Origin of the sequence: Methylobacterium soli, assembly GCF_008806385.1 — a bacterium.
Classification (GTDB): domain Bacteria; phylum Pseudomonadota; class Alphaproteobacteria; order Rhizobiales; family Beijerinckiaceae; genus Methylobacterium; species Methylobacterium soli.
This window is the reverse complement of the sequence record NZ_VZZK01000050.1, coordinates 1-16,615: the sequence shown is the minus strand read 5'-3', so window position 1 is coordinate 16,615 and position 16,615 is coordinate 1. Positions and strand designations below refer to the sequence as shown.

Genomic DNA, 16,615 nt, shown 5'->3' with positions numbered 1-16,615 from the left:
TGGGCGGGAGGCGAATTGTCAGCTCGGCCCCGCCACTTAACTTCAGCCCGAGAACCGGCCAGCTCCGATCGTCCGTCATGCCGACTCTCCAGCCGATCAGGGGTAATTGGCAGGCCTCGATCTTGGATCCGCTCGGCGGCCTTGGATTGTGAGGGCCGCACAGCACGCTCGTTGCGAGAAGTGCTTGGCCTAAAGCGGCAGCTTGGGCGGGTGTGATATCGATGGGAATGTCCCTGTCTTTGAGCCTCACGTGCAGCTGAGGCTCCCTCGCCTGTCCTATCTCCACCGTGAAGCTGATAGCAGGTGTTGCGGTCTTCTCTCCCATCGCGTGCATCCTTCACCCGCCGGCAGAGCGACGGCCTCGGGAGGCTTCAGTTCCTCTCGATGCATCGTTCTCTACCTGCATCCGCCTGGGCTTAAGGCAATGGGCCGCGCAGACGTACGAATTTCACAACGGCCTCGTCACCCTCGTGCGACGGACGCCCCATAGCGTCCAGTCGGCGAACCGTGCCGCAGCCGACGGGTGCCTGTTAAGTTTCGCTGGAGCAAGCCCTATTGGAAATCGATCAGTGGTGCGCTGATCAGTCGGCTCCCTCATCAGGAATGTTCAGGGTGGTGCCGCAGGCCTTGCAGTGCACCGCGTCTGGCTCGTGCCGCTGCAGGCCGCAGGTCGGGCACGGGAAGCGCACCTTGGCAGGTCGGAACAGCACCTGGGCGAGGCGCAGGAATAGCGTCACCCCGCAGATCATGACCACAACCGAGATCAACCGCCCGCCCGTGCCTTGCAGAGTGACGTCGCCGTAGCCGGTCGTCGTCAACGATGTGACGGTGAAGTACAGCGCGTCGACATAGTTACTGATGTTTGGGTTCGAGCGGTGCTGTGTCGCGTAGACGATGCTCGTCATGACGAAGATGAACACGACGAGGTTCACCAGGGCTATGATCACCTCTTCGTTGCGGCAGAAGAAGATGCTGTCTCTCCGCAACCGGTCGAGCAACTGATAGGTGCGGAGCAGCCGCAGCGTCCGCATGATCCGTAGGAAGCCGGCACCTTCGCCCACAATAGGCGCCAAGAACGAGATGATTGCGGCTATGTCCGCCCAAGTCGTTGGACGCAGGAGCTCCCGCCAGCGCTGTTGGCTTATAGCGAGCCGTGAGGTGAAGTCGGCCAGCACAACAGCGCCCAGCACCACGTCGAGCCCTTCAACCAGTGGCACCCTGGGCATGAACGAGGACGCGACGATGAAGAGCAGAGTGGCGAGGTCGAACGCGAGCAAGCCGTAGCGGAAGCGATGCGCCCGCTCTGTGTCACCCTCGTAGAGTTCCTTGAGCCGTATGGTCAGCGGGGTCATGCGTCCGGATCACTATCGCGGCGGCTAGCTGAGAGACGATAAGGGTTGCGCCTACAAGCTTGGCGCGGGTTGAGGAGTGCCGTGCCCAGACGCGAGCGGAGTTTGACCGGCCGAAATCGGCAACAAGCTTCTGTCGCTATGCTGGGTAAGAGGGAAGCCCGGAAGCCCGGAAGCCCGCTGAGCTGCGGCACAGGCTTTCCGATCAGCCTCAATCTCCGCCCGCTCGGCCGCTTCCTGAACCTCATCAAGCTTGCTGACCTGAGCTCGGGTGGCGCAGCGATCTCGTAGGTCGGCCAGTTCCTCTTCCGTCAGGCTCTCGATGCCGATGTAGCGGTTCTGCGCCGCGCTCGCCCGGATCAGCTCGTCAAGCTTGGCTTGGATCGCGGCGCCGTCTCGGTTCTGCGTATTCTGGATCAGGAACACCATCAGGAACGTCACGATGGTGGTGCCGGTGTTGATGATGAGCTGCCACGTGTCGGAGAAGTGGAAGATGGGCCCACTCACCGCCCAGGCCAGGATCAGCAAGATACAGATCGCGAAGGCGCTGGGACGGGCCGCCGCGCGGGCAACGTAGGATGCAAACGCGGTGAAGGCCTTGCTAAACGCCATGCGAGATCGTCCCCAACGAGCACTCTAGCGCCCGCCTTAGCACAGGGATGGTGACGGCCTGTCTCGGTCGGGGTGGCTAGGGCGGAAGCTGCGTTGGGCTTAGCTGAGGTGAGGATGCTAGGGGATGCCACCCCCCTCCTGCATGCAATCTGAAGGAAAAAACATGTCCTCAATCCAGGCCATTGCCGCAACGATCATCAGCTTGGCAGCTCCTGGCAAGAAGCCGAAGGAACTCATCGACGCGGTGCGCGAGCAGCATCCCGGCGCCTCGAAAAAGGACATCGTTCGAGCCGCATTCTACGCGCTGATCGAGCACAAGGACGGTGCTTCGGATCAGGCACAGCACTTACAGGCCTTCGCGCTTGGAGAGCGTGGTCTCGATGAAGGTGATGCTGTCGTGCAGAAGCGACCCAGCAAGAAGGGCAAGCGCAAAGCCCAGAAGGATGATCATCGCACCGCGCATTGATGGCGTTCTGATCTGGGGAAGGCAGCTACTCGTTATCTCGATCCAGCCGCCCCCTGACGGCTCGCAACCGCTCGTCCAGGTCCTGCGCCGCATCGCCGTACAGCTCGAACCGCCGCCGGTACATGGCGCGCTTGTTCTCGCTCTTCGCGCTCTTGAGGCGGTCCTCGGCGCGGTGCGACTTTTCCCGGAGCTTGCCCGCGAGCTTCTCGTAGGCCGCGACGATCTTGGCGGTCACCTCAGCCGCGTCACGTTCAAGCTTCTTCGGATCGTCTGCCTTCGCCATGCGTCTGCTTCCGTCTGAGTCCTGGGACCACAGCGTATGTAGCCTGGGCGGCGCATTCTCGCGAGACGCAGAGAACGAGTGGCGAAGCTAGCCCCTTCAGCCTCCAGGGTGACCTGTCACAAAGCCTCGACGGCCTTCTGAGTTTTCGGGCCGACCCACTCCTCCGGTCCGTGCTTTTGTTCTGCCCGGCCGCTGAAGGTGCCCTCGGGCTGTCCAACGGATGCCTCGTCCGGCCTCTGGGTGAGACCCACGCCCGGCTCGCTCGGCGCCAGGGATAGAGGTTCGTTCGTCATAGGCTCATCAGACACAAGGTGACCTGTTGGAGAGGCAGCACCACCTGAATGATGCGCGCCCTGACCGATGATTTCTATGAGGCGCCTGTCTCACACAGATGACACCCGTGAGCACCTCAACAAACGGACGGGCGGCACGAGGAGGCGAAGCCTGACCGCCCGGGGCCCAGGTGGTGTCCGCGGCCGAGGTGTAATTTCCAGGACCGTCTCGGTGGGGGTTGGGGTGGCCATCGGGGTCGGCAGCTAAGGTGGAGTTTGCGGACTTCAACCTGAGCCGGGAGCACCTCGATGACCGACGACAGAGTGGCACTGTCGAGGCCTTCTGCGAGCCGCACAAGCAAACTGTTGCTCACGCACATGTGAGGCTCAGAGACGAGACCGAAACACGTCCGTCAAACGGACGGTGCACATACGCGCTATGGCTCCCTGCCACTTTGGACCGGAGAGGCTGCATGAGACCTAGCGACCTCAACAAGCGTGCCGAACTGACCGTCTGGCCCGGAAACAGGCCTGCGCGAACGGCGCGCTGCAGAGAATTTCAAACACTCCGCGCTGCTCTCGCAGCGGCTGCCGAAGCAATGGAGAATGAGGACGCTCGGCCCTGGATCATGACGGAGGAAGGCGACATCCTCTCGCCGAGCTGGATACGGGCCAACGCTGGGTTGAACCGTCAGCACTGAACCTTAAGCGTAGGGCCCTCGAAAAAGATCTCCGAGGGCCTTCCTGCGAAACAGCGTGCGCCATCGGCGACGCTGATGCTCCGTCTGATCATGTAGAATGTGGCACCGCTGGCAGAAGGCTGCGAGGTTCGCGTTCGCGTTGTTGGCGGTGTCGTGATCGCGATGCGCGGTCGCCAGGACCACCCTGGTCATCCGGACGCTGGCCACCTCCTCGGCGGTCGGAAGCACCCGGAGTGCTCGCCCCTCTCCGTCGCGCCAAGTGCCTGTCTCGGCGTCCCACCAGCGGCCGTCTCCGAGATGCGGCACGTTCTGACCATGCGGACGACCGCAACCCTCACAGCAGCCCCCTGCCCTCCGGAACCGGATCACGGCTGAGAGTTGAGGCCAGTCGATGGGGTAGAAGAAGCGGTGCTCGCGCCGGATGGGCATGGGTCTTTCAGCTCTGCGCTCGGAGCCGATAGCGGTCGGCGAGCGCTAACAGCCCCTGCGACAGCTCTGTGAGATTGGCTGAAGCAGTCTCGACTTGGCGGGTGCCTGCTGCCGTCTGCTGGCTCGCCTGCCGGATGTTCTGGAGCGCGCCCGTCACCTGCTCTATGCCGAGCTGCTGCTGGTTCGTCGAGGCGACTACCTGCTGGAAGGTCTGCGCGCCCTCCTCCACTCGCGCGGCCATCTCCTCAATGGTGCGCACAGTCGCATCCGTGCGGGCCTTGCCGGTGGCGGCGCGCTTCACGGCCTCCTCGGTCAGCATGACCGACGAGTTGATGCCCCGCTGGATTTCACCAAGGATGGTGCGGATTTGGGCGGTGGCGCCTTTCACTTGGTCGGCGAGCAGCTTCATCTCCGAAGCCACGACCGCGAAGCTACGCCCGCCCTCGCCTGCTGCTGCCGCCTCAATGGCGGCGTTCAGCGCCAGCAGGTGCGTGCGCTCCGAAATGTCGTTCACCGTGGTGATGATCTCCCCGATGGTCTGCGTCTTTTCGGAGAGCGCCACGATGTTGCTCGCAACCTGCTCGCCCTGCTCGCGGATCGCATCCATGGCCTTGGCGGTATCGGTTGCCGCGCGCAATCCAGCCCGCGCCGTCTGGGCGGCGGCTTGTGCCGTGGCGATGACCGCGTTGGCGCGTGTGGTGACCTGTGCGCCCGAATGCGCGATCTCATCGACCGTCGCGGCGGTCTCCTGCACGGCAGCGAACTGCTCCTCGACGCTCGCCGCCTGCTCTTGGGCCGAAGCTCGGATCTCGGCCGCCGCGGCGTTGAGTTCGTTCGTGGCAGAGCGGCTGGTTTGGGCGAGATCGGCGAGCCCTGCCACCATGCTGTTCAGGGTGCGGCTGAGGCGGCCAACCTCATCGTTGCCCCGCGCTTCGAGGGTCTGAGAAAGGTCGCCCGCGCCGATCCTTTCGACGAATGCCATCACCCCCAGGATCGGTTGAACGATCAGGCGGTTAATGGCGATGCCGATCCCCGCGCAGATCATCAGCGTGAGCAAGGCCCCAAGCCAGAGAGCGAGGTTCGCATTGCGCTCAGCCCCAGCGAGGCGTTCGTTTTGCCACAGGCGATTGCTCTCTTCTAAGGCCTCGATAGCGCCCAGCTTCTCACGGAAGGTGTCGAAGAATTGCTTGCCCCTTCCCTCAGCCTCGATCCGGACTGCCTCGGGCCGTGTGGCTGGATCAGCTGCGCCGCGAACGGCTGCTTCGCCGACATCGCTCTGCCAAGCACGGGCGGCCGCGACGGCGTCGGCGAGCAAGCGTGACGTCTCGTCGCCGTCGCCGATGAGGGCACTGAGGCGGTTGATTGCCCCATCCAGAGCCGGCCGCCCCGCCTGATAAGGTTCTAGGCTGCTTGGGCGCCCGGTGATCAGGTAGCCACGCAGTCCCGTCTCTTGGTTGAGCATAGCGGAGCGGAATTCGCCGAGGGCGCGGATCACCTGGCTTGAGCGACCGCGCGCTTCGGTGGCGTCGTGCAGTTGGTTGAGGGTGACGAGCACCGCGCCGCTGCTGAGAAGCGATACCACCGCAATGGTACCGATGGCGCCGCCGAGTGAGCGGTTGAGGCCAAATGAGTTCGGCATAGGTGGCTTATTCTACTCAGATCGGTGAACGGCGCGGAGCGGCTTAGCTGGAGGTCTGTACCACAGGCAAATCGTGATGCTGGCGGCGTGTGTTTTCCTCAGCCAAATCCCGCACTTAGGTGCATAATCGGCGGAAGTTTTGGTGAAAAGCCGGGACCGACGTGTGTTAGGAGGTGGGGTTCGGCGTCGAGGAACGGCCATGTCCGATGAGACCAGGGAACTGACGTTGGTCATGATCGCGGGCATCGCCCTCGACAGGGCCCTGACTCATGAGTTCTCCAAGGCGGCAGCGGACTTCGAGGCGGAAGGGGCAACGGACGCGGCGGCTGCCTTGCGTTCACGCGCCCGGTATCATCAGGTCAAAGCGCTTGAACTTCAGGGTAGGCTTGCCGTTTTGGCAGGAGAACTTGACTGGGCAATGGCGGACCTGTTCAAGGCGGATTGATAAACACACCCTAATGGAACGTCGTAGGCAGGCGCATCAAGCATCGGAACGATGCGCCTGAAGTTGTGGTCAGCGGACTCGGTATGGTTCAGGCGGCCGCTTTTTCGACTGTCTCGGCGAGCTGGCTAGCCAGTTCGTCGCCCTTGTAGATCTCATCAACCGCCTGCTTCAGCTTCGCTGCATCGTCCGTGCGGCCGAGAGCCTTGGCGTAGGCGGCCGCCGAACCGAAGCCGGCGAGGCCATAATGCGACATGCGCTGGTACTGAGCGATGATTTGCACGTCGCGTAACCTACCGTCTCTGGGCGCCTCCTTGATGCCGTGCTTCAGAGCCTCAGCGACCAAACCTTCCATGCCCTTGCAGTGCTCAGGCTTCGTTTCGCCGCCGTTGGCTTGGATCAGGCTCTTGAGCACGTCCGTATGCTTTTGGATCCCGTCAACTGAGTGCTCCAGCATCTGCTTGAGTTTCGGATCGCTCGCTTGGCCGGTGAGCTGCTGTGCGGCTTTTACCATCTGGTCGTTGGCCGACCACAAATCCTGCATTTCATCGAGGTAGACCTCTTTTAGGCTGTTGGGTGCCGACATCGTTCCCTCCGTTTGGTTCTCGATGCCTAGCAAACCGAGGGAGCAGCACTGCGTTCCTGCTATCGGTCTTGTCGCATCGTTCCGCCTAGGGGCATTGAAGCTGCCCATTCAGAAATCCGCGCCTCCCCTACGCCTAGGACTAAAATCAAGACCTGAAAGGGTATACTCATATGAGAATGGGCCTTGAGACACTTTCTGCGTCTCATATGGGTTTTCTTGACAGTTCTGAGACATTCTGGAACGAGGGTCTAGATCCATCTGAGACAGATCGGCACCCTATGGCTGCAATTGGCTACGCACGCGTCAGCACCACGGATCAGGACCTCGATATCCAGCTCGCCGCGCTGAAGGCTGCTGGCTGCAATACCATCCGATCCGAGAAGGTATCCGGTACCACAACGGCCGGGCGGTCAGAGCTGGCGATCATCCTCGACTTCATCGGCAAAGGCGACAGCCTCGTCGTCACGCGCATCGACCGCCTCGCCCGCTCCATCGGTGACCTCCAGGATATTGTCCGCACGCTGAAGGCAAAGGGTGCGATCCTGAAAGCGACCGAGCAGCCCATCGACACCGGCACGGCTGCAGGCAAGGCCTTCCTCGACATGCTGGGTGTCTTTGCCGAGTTCGAGACGAACCTGCGCCGTGAGCGGCAGATGGAGGGCATTGCCAAGGCGAAGGCTGAGGGCGCCTACAAAGGTCGTCCGTCCATGATCGATCCAGCGCAGGTGCGCGCTCTCAAGGCCGAAGGCATTCGACCTGCGGAGATCGCGCGTCGCCTCGGCATCGGCCGGGCGAGTGTGTACCGGCTGCTGGAACCCCAGAAGACCACACCAACTAGCGATGGCTAGCTGCCCTCCCCTGTCACGCACGTGCTCGCTTGGCCAGGCATCCTGTGCGAGCGTGACCGTTGAGAGAGGCAAAAGGGATCACCGAGAGTGCCGGTCACGAAACGTCAGCTTGCCGCCTCGATCTGGGATGCCCATCACATCGAAGATCGAGGCGCGATTGCCGCGTTCATCCTGGACGATGCGACCGAGTTCGGGCCCAATCCCTTCCGCTGCACCAGTGCCGGCGCCCAGCGGCAGACCTGGTCTGGACGAACCCACGAGTTCCGCTCGCTTGGGATACAGTTCGCCGGCCTTTCCTGCCTGCTCCAGGCTCTGGTACTGCTGCCAACCCACGAGCCGCTTGAACAGGAGATCCTCCGGGGAGGTCCGTTCATAGCCTACGTCTACCATCACGCGGGTCCCGCCCGGATCGTCGGCGCTGTGCTGCATGGCAAGCCGGGCATTCCTCTCCCGGTAACTACGGACGTCCCCTACCCTCAGCCCAGCCGCCGCGGCCGGCCGCGCAAGTCCTCAGCGCAGCTCGACCTCTTCGCAACCGCTCACGTCTGAGCGTCTAGCTATCGGCCCTCAAATGCTCGGGCTGCTACTTGGTAGCTACCAGCTAGCAGCCCGATAGTACCCCAGTAGCTAGCCGATAGCTTGACGGTAACTGTTAGCTATCTGGTAACCATTTCCGGCTCATGATGCCTGTTCCGCAGCTCGTCAGCAGGAGGCGTCATGCCCGTCATTGCGTTCGCCAACCCCAAGGGCGGGGCCGGCAAGACCACCACAGCGCTCCTCCTCGCCACCGAACTCGCCGCAAAAGGCGCGGCCGTTGCGATCATCGATGCGGATCCCGAGAAGTGGATCAGCCAGTGGTCGCGTCTGCCGGGGAAACCGGACAATGTCACCATCATCGGGGATGTCACCGAGGACACGGTGGTTGACGCAATCGAGGACGCGGAGCGCACGGCGCAGTTCGTGATTGTCGACCTCGAGGGAACGGCTAGCTTGATGGTATCCAATGCCATCGGCATGGCCGATCTAGTGGTCATACCGATCCAGGGCTCATCCATGGATGCGAAGGGTGGTGCCAAGACGATCCGCCTCATTCGCAACCAAGAGAAGATGTCTCGGCGCAAGATCGCCCACGCGGTCGTGCTGACTCGGACTGGTGCTGCTGTCACGTCGCGTGCGCTCCGCAACGTCGCCGAGCAGCTGAAGGCTGGTGGCATCGAGATCTTCGCCACACCAATCGTGGAGAGGGCGGCTTATCGCGATCTGTTCGATTACGGCGGCACACTTTCTGGGCTCGCCGGGTCTCAGGTGAGCAACCTCGACAAGGCGATCCAGAACGCCCGCGAGTTCGCAGGCGAGGTCATCGTCAAGCTGAAGGCGGCGGACGGCACGAGGGCTGCAGCGTGATGAGCGCGAAGGACCGCCCATCGCTCGGGTTCGGCGACGAACTCGATGACTTCGATCCGGCAGCCTGGGCGAAGCCGAAGGCTCCCACCCACAAGCCCGCAGCTGAGGAGACCAAGCAGGCTGCCGAGGCCGCCGGCTTCCGTAGCCGAGAGCCGGGGAGGGGGGAGGCGCCTCCCGCGCTAGTTCCCGCTCCTCTGCAGCGCCGCCGCCGCACTGGTCGGAACGCCCAGTTCAACATTAAGGCCCGACCGGAGACGATTGAAGCCTTCACTCGGATCGCCGACGCAAATGGCTGGGGGCTCGGAGAGACTTTCGAGCGGGCTACTGAACTGCTCGAACGGGAAAACGCTATCCGATAGCTACCAGCTAGCTTTCCAGTAGCCGATAGCTACCGACAAACTGACTGTAGGATTGCAGATAAGCGCATGATCACCGTAGCCTTCCTTGGGATCCTCGCCGCGGCTCTCGCCGCGGTGGTAGCCGGTGCAATCAGCCCGCCGAAAGTACAATGACAGGCACCGCGTCGGCGGCAGACCCAGATCTGCTGAGCGTAGTGGTCGAGAATGTCGATCTCCGGCTTCAGCTCGCCGAGGCGCAAGAGCTGCTAGTGGAGATGGCTGTTGATGCCGGCGAGTTGAACGTCGAAATCACGGTACTCCGGGCGCAGCTCGCCCACGTCGAGAAGCAGTGCGACGCGTGGCAGGCTCAGGCTGAGCGCCTCGTTAGGGCCGCGGCGTGACCAAGCGCGCAACCCGCCGTTCCTGAATACCCTCGGCCGATACACAGCATCACCCGGCACTTGCAGCCTTCTCCGGCTCTCCAGGGCCTCGACGTTCATGTGGGACAGGGCCCCATACGCCGGCTAGAGGCACTAGCTCGCCTCCTGCATCGTCCCTGTCCACCGCCATCCTCGCGCAGCACGCCGGACGACATGAGAGACGTTATCGAGCGGCTGCGTCGGACGCGAAGGCGGAATTGATGCGGTCAAATCAGGTCAGAGGAACAGCCGTCGAGATGCGTTTGGCAGAAAGCTGGGGTCAAGGCGAGCTTGCAGAAGCCTCAGGGGTTTCGAAATCCACCATCGGAGCATTCGAAGCGAAGGACGAGAGCGCGTCCCTCACCACCATGAATAACAGGGCGACGGTGCAGGCTTTCGAAAAGGCGGGCCTTTGAGTTCATTCCAGCCAACGGTGGCGGTCCTGGTGTTCGGTTCCGCAAGAACCCGGAAGCGTCGGACTGACTATTGAGTTGAGAGGGCACATGCCCCAGCTTGGGTGATGCCGGCTCTTTTGAGCCTCGGGGCTTTCCCTACGTGAACGACGCTATGGCGCGCTCCATTGCCGAGACGGCAGCCGATACACTCGGGCGGATCTCAGCATGGGCCGGCATCCCCGTACCTGACGAAGCGATAGGCCAGTACTTCTGGCGCGAGCGCGGGTTCAGGGATCACGACACACTGGTTGCCCTGATCGGACACACCCGGGATATCATCGACCGGCGCCACCAGGAGGCCGTGGAGCGTCACAGGCGGCCGGGAGCGCCACGGCGGCGCGCTTCACATCCCCCACATCAGGAACAGCTCTGCCTCAGCCTAAGCGAGCCTGAGGGGGCGCTGGCATGGTGATGTGCCGCCGTCCCGACTGTCGGGATCTGTTCGAGGCCCCGCCTGCGCGGCCATCGGTTGACCTGAGAAAGCGCCCGCGTCGGAAGTCCAGGAGTAACTGGACCCTCAATCGCCAGCGGCTCGCGGAGATCGGGAAGCTGATCCAACTGCGCCACCGCGGCGCCTGCGATACCGACGATGGGGAGGCCTATCTCTCGGCCGCTATCCCGGCACTCGTAGAGTTAGCCGGAGGCTTCGAGGCGGAAGGCTGTGAGAGCCGCATCCATGAATGGGCGAGGCTAGGGTGTGGACTCGATCAGCACCAGAAGGCGATGACGGCGGCGAGTGCGAGGGCAGAGGCGTAGTTGCGTGCCAGCTTGTCGTACCGAGTGGCGATGCGGCGGAAGTCCTTGAGGCGGTTGAAGGTTGCCTCGATGCGCCAACGTTCGCGGTAGCGGCGCTTGTCGTGGCGGATCTTCCGCCTGCGGCCGCGCTTGCCGGGAATGACCGGCGTGATGCCGTTCTCTCGCAGGTCAGCGCGTAGCCAGTCGGCATCGTAGCCCTTGTCAGCGGCTAGACGCCTTATCCGGCCTGGCGCCTCGGCCAGCACGGCTGGGGCTGTGGTGACATCGCTGGCGTTGCCGGGCGTCAGCAGGAGGACGCCGGGGCGGCCGAGCACATCGGTGAGGGCATGGAGCTTGGTCGTCTGGCCGCCGCGCGACGGGCCAATGGCCTGCGCCCTCGCCCCCCTTTACCGCCATGGGCAGAGCGGTGGGCCCGGACGTAGCTGCTGTCGAGGGCGGCTGCGTCGCCTGCCCATCCCGCCTTGGCCAGTGCAGCCAGCATCGCTTTCCAGAAGCCGCGCCGCGACCATCGATTGAAGCGGTTGTAGACCGTGGTGCGCGGCCCATAGGCGGTTGGGCAATCGCGCCAGCGGCAGCCTGACGTCAGGACGTGCAGGATGCCGGAGATGATCCGCCGGTCGTCCTTCCGCTCGGGTCCGGGCTGGTCCCTGGGCATGAATGGTTCGATCACCGCCCACTGCTCATCCGAGAGCCAGAACAGGTCCGCCATCGCTACCTCCAGGCCGCAATACAGCCGCCTGGAATCACAAAACAACATTTCACGCAACGGCTTGGTTCGGTTCACACCCTAAGCACGCCACGCCTCTCGGCCGAGACAGTAAGGACGAACATCGCCGCGGCGCGGCACCGCGATGCCAAGGGCAAGCTGCACCTCTTTGCCGACAAGGTGGCGAACCTCCTGTACCTGTCGAAGGACGAGCGGAAGGTTCTCGGCATCGCCACGATCCGGCCCGCCAACATGACGGACGCGGAATTCAGAGCCTACCAGCGCCAGCAGAAGGCGGCCCGCGAGAAGGCCACCCGGATCGCGAAAGGCGCCACCCCGCGGGAGCAGTCGGCTGAGCAGAAGGAGCCGTGGAAGGCCCTCGGTATCAGCCGCCGAGCCTACTATCGGCGCAAAGCCGCGGGCACCCTTCCCGGAACATTCGAGCACCGTGGCACTAATTCGTGGCAACTAGATCCGAAGGATCTCCAACCCGGCACGAACCAGTGCCACACCAAAGAACAAAGCGCTCAGGGTCCAGCGAGGGGGGCCAGCCCGAGACAGAGCGTCAGCGCTGGCGGGCATTCGCCCCGGAGCATCCCAAGGGTTGTTCCGACCGGTCGTCCCCTTCCGCCACCTCTACCGGAATGGAGAGGTGATGAGCACCGCGACCTCTTCGGGGAATGGGATCAGCTCGGTGTCGTCGCACGCAAGGCTGTCCAAGCGTACGTCGGTGGGATCATGCCTGTCGAGGTGATCCGCGCTATGCGCGCCTTCCAGAAGGCCAGGATGTTGAAGCAGGAGGACGTGGCCCGTCAGATTGGCATCAGCAGGCCGCAGCTCGCCAACGCGATGCAGGGTTGACCTGACCGGTATATTGGACCGAGGCGAGTGAGAGGCTACTGCATGGCAGCGGCCATGGGTAGCCGGAAGGCCAGATCCGGGAAGCTGACGGGCGCGGGTGGCCGGTAGCCCAGGGATGAGTGCGGCCGGAGGCGGTTGTAGGTGTTCTGCCACAGCCCGATGACGATTTGCGCCTCCCTCAGTGAGTAGAAGATTTCCTGCCGTAGGCACTCATCGCGCAGCTTGCCGTTGAAGCTCTCACAGTACCCGTTCTCCCACGGCGAGCCCGGCGCGATGTACTGGATCTGCGGGCCTGTCTTGGCGACCCACTTGCGCAGTTCCTTCGCGATCATCTCAGGGCCGTTGTCGCAACGGATATGCTCCGGGATGCCGTGCGTGCACATGGCATCGGCCAGCGCCTCAATCACACCCAGGCTGTTGATCCGCCGGGCCACCTTCAGCGCGAGACAGGCCCGGCTGTGCTCATCGATCAGTGTCAGGATGCGTAGAGAGCGCCCGTCATGGGTCTGTGCCTGCACGAAGTCGAAGCTCCAGACGTGGTTGCGGTGGAGAGGTCGCAGCCGCACGCACGAGCCATCGTGCAGCCAGAGGCGGCTGCGGGGCTTGTGCCTCTGGGGAACCTTTAGCCCCTCGCGACGCCAGATCCGCTGAATCCGATCCTTGCCCACCTGCCAGCCGTCTGCCTGCAGCAGCGCAGTGACGCGGCGGTAGCCATAGCGCCCGTACTCGGACGCCAGGGCGATGATGGCGCGGGTCAGCACATCCTCGTCGGCCGGCACGGTGGGCACATAGCGCTGTGTGCCGCGGTGCTGACCGACGATGCGGCAGGCGTGACGTTCCGAGAGGCCATATCTCTCTCGGATGCCAGCAACCACCTGCCGGCGTCGCTCGGGGGCTACAAGTTTCCCGAGGCGACGTCCGCCAGCACCTGCTTTTCCAGGGACAGGTCAGCCACGAGCCGCCGCAGCCGCGCGTTCTCGCGCTCCAGATCCTTCATCTTTCTGGCTTGGTCGCCCTGGAGGCCGCCGTACTCCCTGCGCCAGCGGTAATAGCTCTGCTCGGAGATCTCCGCCTCCTTGCACGCGAGCGCCAAGCTCTTGCCCTGGGCTGTCTGCACCTCGATCTGGCGCAGCTTCAGCACCACTTGCTCTGCACTCGTCTTCTGACCTCGCCGCATGTCCGACTCCTTCAGTCCTGGCTGATCCTCTCAATCAGCCCGGTCCAAAGCCAGCCGGTCAGGTCATAGGCGCGCCACCGTGGCGCGCTGCCGGATGTTCGCACTCAAACGAGCAGGTTAATAAGCAGGATCGCCGCAGCACCACCCACAATCGCAAGCCCCATGAGAACGACGCTGCTGAGTTGGTCAACGCTGTTAACGTCCTGGCCCTGCCGGTGGATGGGCTTGTTGGCCGGATTGTTGCTGGCTTCGCTCGTATTCACATCCGGGTAAATGCGCGCAGTCATGTCGGCCTCCTATGGATCTCCAGGCAACAACGTCCGTGGACCGTAAAACGGTCATAGGAGGGTTTTGAGGATGACCCTGCCTTTCAGCCCTTCCCATTCTGGATCGGCGTCTGCCTGAAAGGCTTGAGCTTCAGGTAACGGGCCACTGCTACCCTGTCCCTGAGCCAAGTTGCGTACCGGCTCACGCGTGAGATGGACTACCTCCCCGCCAGCCCCTGATCAGACTGGGCGGCGGCGCAGCTTCCCTGAAAGGTTATGGATCGCGTGCCTCAAAAGGGTAGCGACATGGCAATCCCTGCCGGAACAGTCGTTACGCCGGCTGCTTGTCCTTATGCAGCGTCCACGCCTGCAGAGGGCCGAACATGATCGGGCCGGCAGAAATCACAGACATGATGGCCGATTGGGCCGACCGCGAGAATGCAACCGCGGATGATGCGGGCGAGGCTGTGGCGCTTTCCAGGGCAAAGCTGAACTTCGCCACCAAGTGCCACGGCGAGCGTGTCTGGGATGAGCTTACCGCCGAGGTTGGGACAGGGGTCCCGAGTCGCCCCTTCTATCTCTCCGATCTGGAGCGTGAGGAGTTTCTGGAACAGGCGCGTCATGAGATCCGGACAAGTCATGGGGATACCCTCCGCCCCAAGGAGTAGACCGCCCAATACGTCCTTTCAGAGGAGGGGCCATCATGGCCTCACCTTCGAGCAAGGGGATGCCGCCGCGCATGCCCTGACGCAGTTCGCTCAATTCTGGGCCTGAGCAGCAGCGAGGGCGTTGAGACGCAGCTAACCGTTCAGCCTTATCCCGGTCTAAGGCCGAACCTGTCGCGGCCTTTGCGTCGTGCGGACACGACCGCCCCGCCGGCCCGTGAGCAGATCGGGCGGCGGGGGAGCCCTACAGTAACGCACTGTTAACCATGGCCCGGCTTGATCCTGTCTCCTCCGAAGCGACAGAGATCTCAGTGGCATCAACACCCCTACGGCCTACAGCTGGGGCCCTTGCACGTTACCCGATCCCCGCTGGGCTGATCGCATCGCTCTACCGTGCCGATGAGGGGGAGTTCGCCAAGCTGGTCGCTCTGCTTTCGGAGTACGCTCGCGCCCGGATCGCGGCCTACTGCGTCGAGAAGGAGCGTCTGCACCCGATGGCCCTGAGGATCGCCAGCAACTGCGCAGAGGCCGCCCTGGTGAAAGCCGCTGGGGCGGAAGTCGGAGCTGCCTTGTTCGCGCAATCGCGCGTCGAGGAGTTGATCCAGCCAGTGTCACATCTAGAGCCAGTTCAGGAGCCGGCGGCTGCTCCCATGCAAATCATTGAATTTACAGCAGCACGTTGGGAGGCAGAGATCGGCGCGTGTTCTGCAGCGGCTTAGCCACGAACAGATAGATCACTGTCAAGTCTGTTTCGTATGGTTAAGCTTTGGTAGGCTCCTCGCCGTGGACATGGAGGAGCCGAAATGCCGACAGCCCTAGCCACGAAGGTCAATCTGCAGCGTGAGATTGTCTCCCGGACGCAGGCGCGTCGAAGCGAGCTTGTGAGCCATCGCGCAGGCGCACGAGGCAGAAGGGTGGAGGACCTCGCGCGGCTTGGAGGCGGTCTCACCGGACGCGAGCTGGTTGAAATGGCCCGTGTTGCTCGCGTGCAGCCCTCAAACGATTATCTGGGCTCAGAGGTAGCAGGCCGGCGGTAGTACGGGGTGCCTCGCGATCAACGCGCCTTAATGGCTTGGGTTGGACGCTCGTTGAACCCCTTGCACTAAGGCCCTGCGTTGCGTCACCGCGGCGGGTGAACAGTTGGTACGCCAGGATGGTTGGCTCTTTGTGACCGCAGCTCTGATGGCAGAGCCGTGCAGCCGCAGAGCTTTCGAGAGACAATCATGGCGAAGAAGAGCGCGGTCGAAAAGAATAACCACCGCAAGGCCTTGGTCGCGCAGTACGCTGGAAAGCGTAAAGCGCTATTGGCCATCGCCAACAACGAGGCTCTGGAGATGGAGGAGCGCTTCGATGCGCGTCTCAAGCTTGCGGAATTGCCCCGCAACTCGTCCGCGACCCGGGTCCGCAACCGCTGCTTCATGACGGGCCGCCCACGCGCCAACTACCGCAAGATGGGCATCTCGCGCATCGCTCTGCGGGAGCTTGGCAACCGAGGCATGATCCCAGGCTTGGTGAAGTCTAGCTGGTAAGGCCGCTGGCTAAAGGGGTGCCAGCGGCACCCCCAGTCCTCCGTACAGAGCTGCTAATTACTGTGGTGCTGGCAGATTATTCTTCACGAGGTACTTGATGCCGCGGTCGAACGAAGTGTCATTATCGCCGCGGATATCGACGCTGTAGGCCTTCTCAGACCCCGTTTCATAAGGCTCGGGCGATCCGCCTGACGAGGATCATGGCTGCGGCGAGGACGAAGAAGGCGAGCGCAGAGGACGGGGTGGCTTCGTGGTCGCGGGCCAGCCTGCGGCATCGGGCGATCCAGCCGAAGCTCCGCTCGATGACCCAACGCCTGGGCTGGACCGCGAAGCCCTTCTGGCCCTCCTTGGGTTCGACGACCTCGACCGTGATGGCGGTGGCTGCGCCGACGCGCTCGCCGCGATAGGCGCG

The 16,615-nt window shown here is 63.1% G+C and carries 22 protein-coding genes and 1 pseudogene; 10 read left to right on the top strand and 13 right to left on the bottom strand.

Annotated features, from left to right (window positions below; all coding sequences use genetic code 11):
- Positions 1-581: 581 nt before the first annotated feature.
- Both F6X53_RS28435 and F6X53_RS28430 read right to left on the bottom strand, forming a co-directional pair.
- A complete protein-coding gene (locus tag F6X53_RS28435; protein ID WP_151004720.1) occupies positions 582-1,352 on the bottom strand; it encodes a potassium channel family protein in 771 nt (256 codons plus the stop codon).
- A 51-nt stretch (positions 1,353-1,403) separates the two neighbouring features.
- Positions 1,404-1,961, bottom strand: a complete 558-nt coding sequence (locus F6X53_RS28430; RefSeq protein ID WP_151004719.1) for a low affinity iron permease family protein — start codon at positions 1,959-1,961, stop codon at positions 1,404-1,406.
- Between the two features lie 163 nt (positions 1,962-2,124).
- Here F6X53_RS28430 and F6X53_RS28425 point away from each other — a divergent pair, with 163 nt between their 5' ends.
- On the top strand, positions 2,125-2,427 hold the full coding sequence (locus tag F6X53_RS28425) for a hypothetical protein (RefSeq protein WP_151004717.1): 303 nt from the start codon (positions 2,125-2,127) through the stop codon (positions 2,425-2,427).
- Between the two features lie 25 nt (positions 2,428-2,452).
- Here the strand turns inward: F6X53_RS28425 and F6X53_RS28420 are convergent, their stop codons facing one another.
- The 4 genes from F6X53_RS28420 to F6X53_RS28405 all read right to left on the bottom strand — a co-directional run bounded on the left by F6X53_RS28420 (position 2,453) and on the right by F6X53_RS28405 (position 5,751).
- Positions 2,453-2,710 (bottom strand): hypothetical protein, encoded by a 258-nt coding sequence (locus F6X53_RS28420; protein ID WP_151004715.1) that lies wholly within the window; start codon positions 2,708-2,710, stop codon positions 2,453-2,455.
- A gap of 116 nt (positions 2,711-2,826) precedes the next feature.
- The gene (locus tag F6X53_RS32735) at positions 2,827-3,003 is read right to left on the bottom strand and encodes a hypothetical protein (protein WP_191971037.1); all 177 of its coding nucleotides are present in this window, start codon (positions 3,001-3,003) and stop codon (positions 2,827-2,829) included.
- A 683-nt stretch (positions 3,004-3,686) separates the two neighbouring features.
- Positions 3,687-4,112 carry a hypothetical protein gene (locus F6X53_RS33465; protein WP_151004711.1) on the bottom strand — a complete coding sequence of 142 codons (426 nt, stop codon included), beginning with the start codon at positions 4,110-4,112 and terminating at the stop codon, positions 3,687-3,689.
- Between the two features lie 7 nt (positions 4,113-4,119).
- Positions 4,120-5,751, bottom strand: a complete 1,632-nt coding sequence (locus tag F6X53_RS28405; protein ID WP_151004709.1) for a methyl-accepting chemotaxis protein — start codon at positions 5,749-5,751, stop codon at positions 4,120-4,122.
- A gap of 199 nt (positions 5,752-5,950) precedes the next feature.
- Between F6X53_RS28405 and F6X53_RS28400 the strand changes: the two genes are divergently transcribed.
- Positions 5,951-6,196 carry a hypothetical protein gene (locus F6X53_RS28400; RefSeq protein WP_151004707.1) on the top strand — a complete coding sequence of 82 codons (246 nt, stop codon included), beginning with the start codon at positions 5,951-5,953 and terminating at the stop codon, positions 6,194-6,196.
- A gap of 88 nt (positions 6,197-6,284) precedes the next feature.
- Here F6X53_RS28400 and F6X53_RS28395 read toward each other — a convergent pair whose 3' ends face one another.
- Complete coding sequence (locus F6X53_RS28395; protein ID WP_151004705.1) at positions 6,285-6,779, bottom strand: ferritin-like domain-containing protein; 495 nt, start codon at positions 6,777-6,779, stop codon at positions 6,285-6,287.
- Between the two features lie 278 nt (positions 6,780-7,057).
- Here F6X53_RS28395 and F6X53_RS28390 point away from each other — a divergent pair, with 278 nt between their 5' ends.
- Positions 7,058-7,627 carry a recombinase family protein gene (locus tag F6X53_RS28390; protein ID WP_151004703.1) on the top strand — a complete coding sequence of 190 codons (570 nt, stop codon included), beginning with the start codon at positions 7,058-7,060 and terminating at the stop codon, positions 7,625-7,627.
- A gap of 78 nt (positions 7,628-7,705) precedes the next feature.
- Here F6X53_RS28390 and F6X53_RS32730 read toward each other — a convergent pair whose 3' ends face one another.
- Entirely contained in the window at positions 7,706-8,056 is a 351-nt protein-coding gene (locus tag F6X53_RS32730; RefSeq protein WP_191971036.1) for a hypothetical protein, read from the bottom strand.
- A gap of 288 nt (positions 8,057-8,344) precedes the next feature.
- Here F6X53_RS32730 and F6X53_RS28380 point away from each other — a divergent pair, with 288 nt between their 5' ends.
- The 4 genes from F6X53_RS28380 to F6X53_RS33460 all read left to right on the top strand — a co-directional run bounded on the left by F6X53_RS28380 (position 8,345) and on the right by F6X53_RS33460 (position 10,204).
- Positions 8,345-9,031: a ParA family protein gene (locus F6X53_RS28380; protein ID WP_151004699.1), complete on the top strand. Its 687-nt coding sequence runs from the start codon at positions 8,345-8,347 to the stop codon at positions 9,029-9,031.
- Entirely contained in the window at positions 9,031-9,390 is a 360-nt protein-coding gene (locus tag F6X53_RS28375; RefSeq protein ID WP_151004698.1) for a stability/partitioning determinant, read from the top strand. Before F6X53_RS28380 ends, F6X53_RS28375 begins: the two co-directional genes overlap by 1 nt.
- Before the next feature lie 149 nt (positions 9,391-9,539).
- Positions 9,540-9,770, top strand: a complete 231-nt coding sequence (locus F6X53_RS28370; protein WP_151004696.1) for a hypothetical protein — start codon at positions 9,540-9,542, stop codon at positions 9,768-9,770.
- A gap of 275 nt (positions 9,771-10,045) precedes the next feature.
- A complete protein-coding gene (locus tag F6X53_RS33460) occupies positions 10,046-10,204 on the top strand; it encodes a helix-turn-helix domain-containing protein (protein WP_244965630.1) in 159 nt (52 codons plus the stop codon).
- 746 nt (positions 10,205-10,950) lie between these two features.
- On the opposite strand, the gene F6X53_RS28360 is transcribed toward F6X53_RS33460, so the two are convergent.
- Positions 10,951-11,708 (bottom strand): IS5 family transposase gene (locus F6X53_RS28360; RefSeq protein ID WP_151004694.1). Its coding sequence is split into 2 segments (ribosomal slippage): positions 10,951-11,378 and positions 11,378-11,708, totalling 759 coding nucleotides; the frame shifts between segments, so codons are not numbered across the junction.
- On the opposite strand from F6X53_RS28360, the gene F6X53_RS28355 reads away from it, so the two are divergent.
- Positions 11,589-12,566: a hypothetical protein gene (locus F6X53_RS28355; RefSeq protein ID WP_191971039.1), complete on the top strand. Its 978-nt coding sequence runs from the start codon at positions 11,589-11,591 to the stop codon at positions 12,564-12,566. The two genes, F6X53_RS28360 and F6X53_RS28355, sit on opposite strands and share 120 nt — an antisense overlap.
- Positions 12,567-12,601: 35 nt before the next feature.
- On the opposite strand, the gene F6X53_RS28350 is transcribed toward F6X53_RS28355, so the two are convergent.
- Positions 12,602-13,743 (bottom strand): IS3 family transposase gene (locus F6X53_RS28350; RefSeq protein WP_151004690.1). Its coding sequence is split into 2 segments (ribosomal slippage): positions 12,602-13,476 and positions 13,476-13,743, totalling 1,143 coding nucleotides; the frame shifts between segments, so codons are not numbered across the junction.
- 104 nt (positions 13,744-13,847) lie between these two features.
- A complete protein-coding gene (locus F6X53_RS28345; RefSeq protein ID WP_151004688.1) occupies positions 13,848-14,030 on the bottom strand; it encodes a hypothetical protein in 183 nt (60 codons plus the stop codon).
- A gap of 362 nt (positions 14,031-14,392) precedes the next feature.
- Between F6X53_RS28345 and F6X53_RS28340 the strand changes: the two genes are divergently transcribed.
- Entirely contained in the window at positions 14,393-14,677 is a 285-nt protein-coding gene (locus F6X53_RS28340) for a hypothetical protein (RefSeq protein ID WP_151004686.1), read from the top strand.
- A 1,220-nt stretch (positions 14,678-15,897) separates the two neighbouring features.
- On the top strand, positions 15,898-16,203 hold the full coding sequence (rpsN, locus tag F6X53_RS28330; protein ID WP_151004684.1) for a 30S ribosomal protein S14: 306 nt from the start codon (positions 15,898-15,900) through the stop codon (positions 16,201-16,203).
- A 57-nt stretch (positions 16,204-16,260) separates the two neighbouring features.
- Here the strand turns inward: rpsN and F6X53_RS28325 are convergent.
- Positions 16,261-16,359, bottom strand: a pseudogene (locus F6X53_RS28325) (DUF2380 domain-containing protein); the annotation flags it as partial.
- A gap of 10 nt (positions 16,360-16,369) precedes the next feature.
- The coding region (locus F6X53_RS28320; RefSeq protein WP_151004682.1) for a transposase at positions 16,370-16,615 on the bottom strand (246 nt) is incomplete at its 5' end.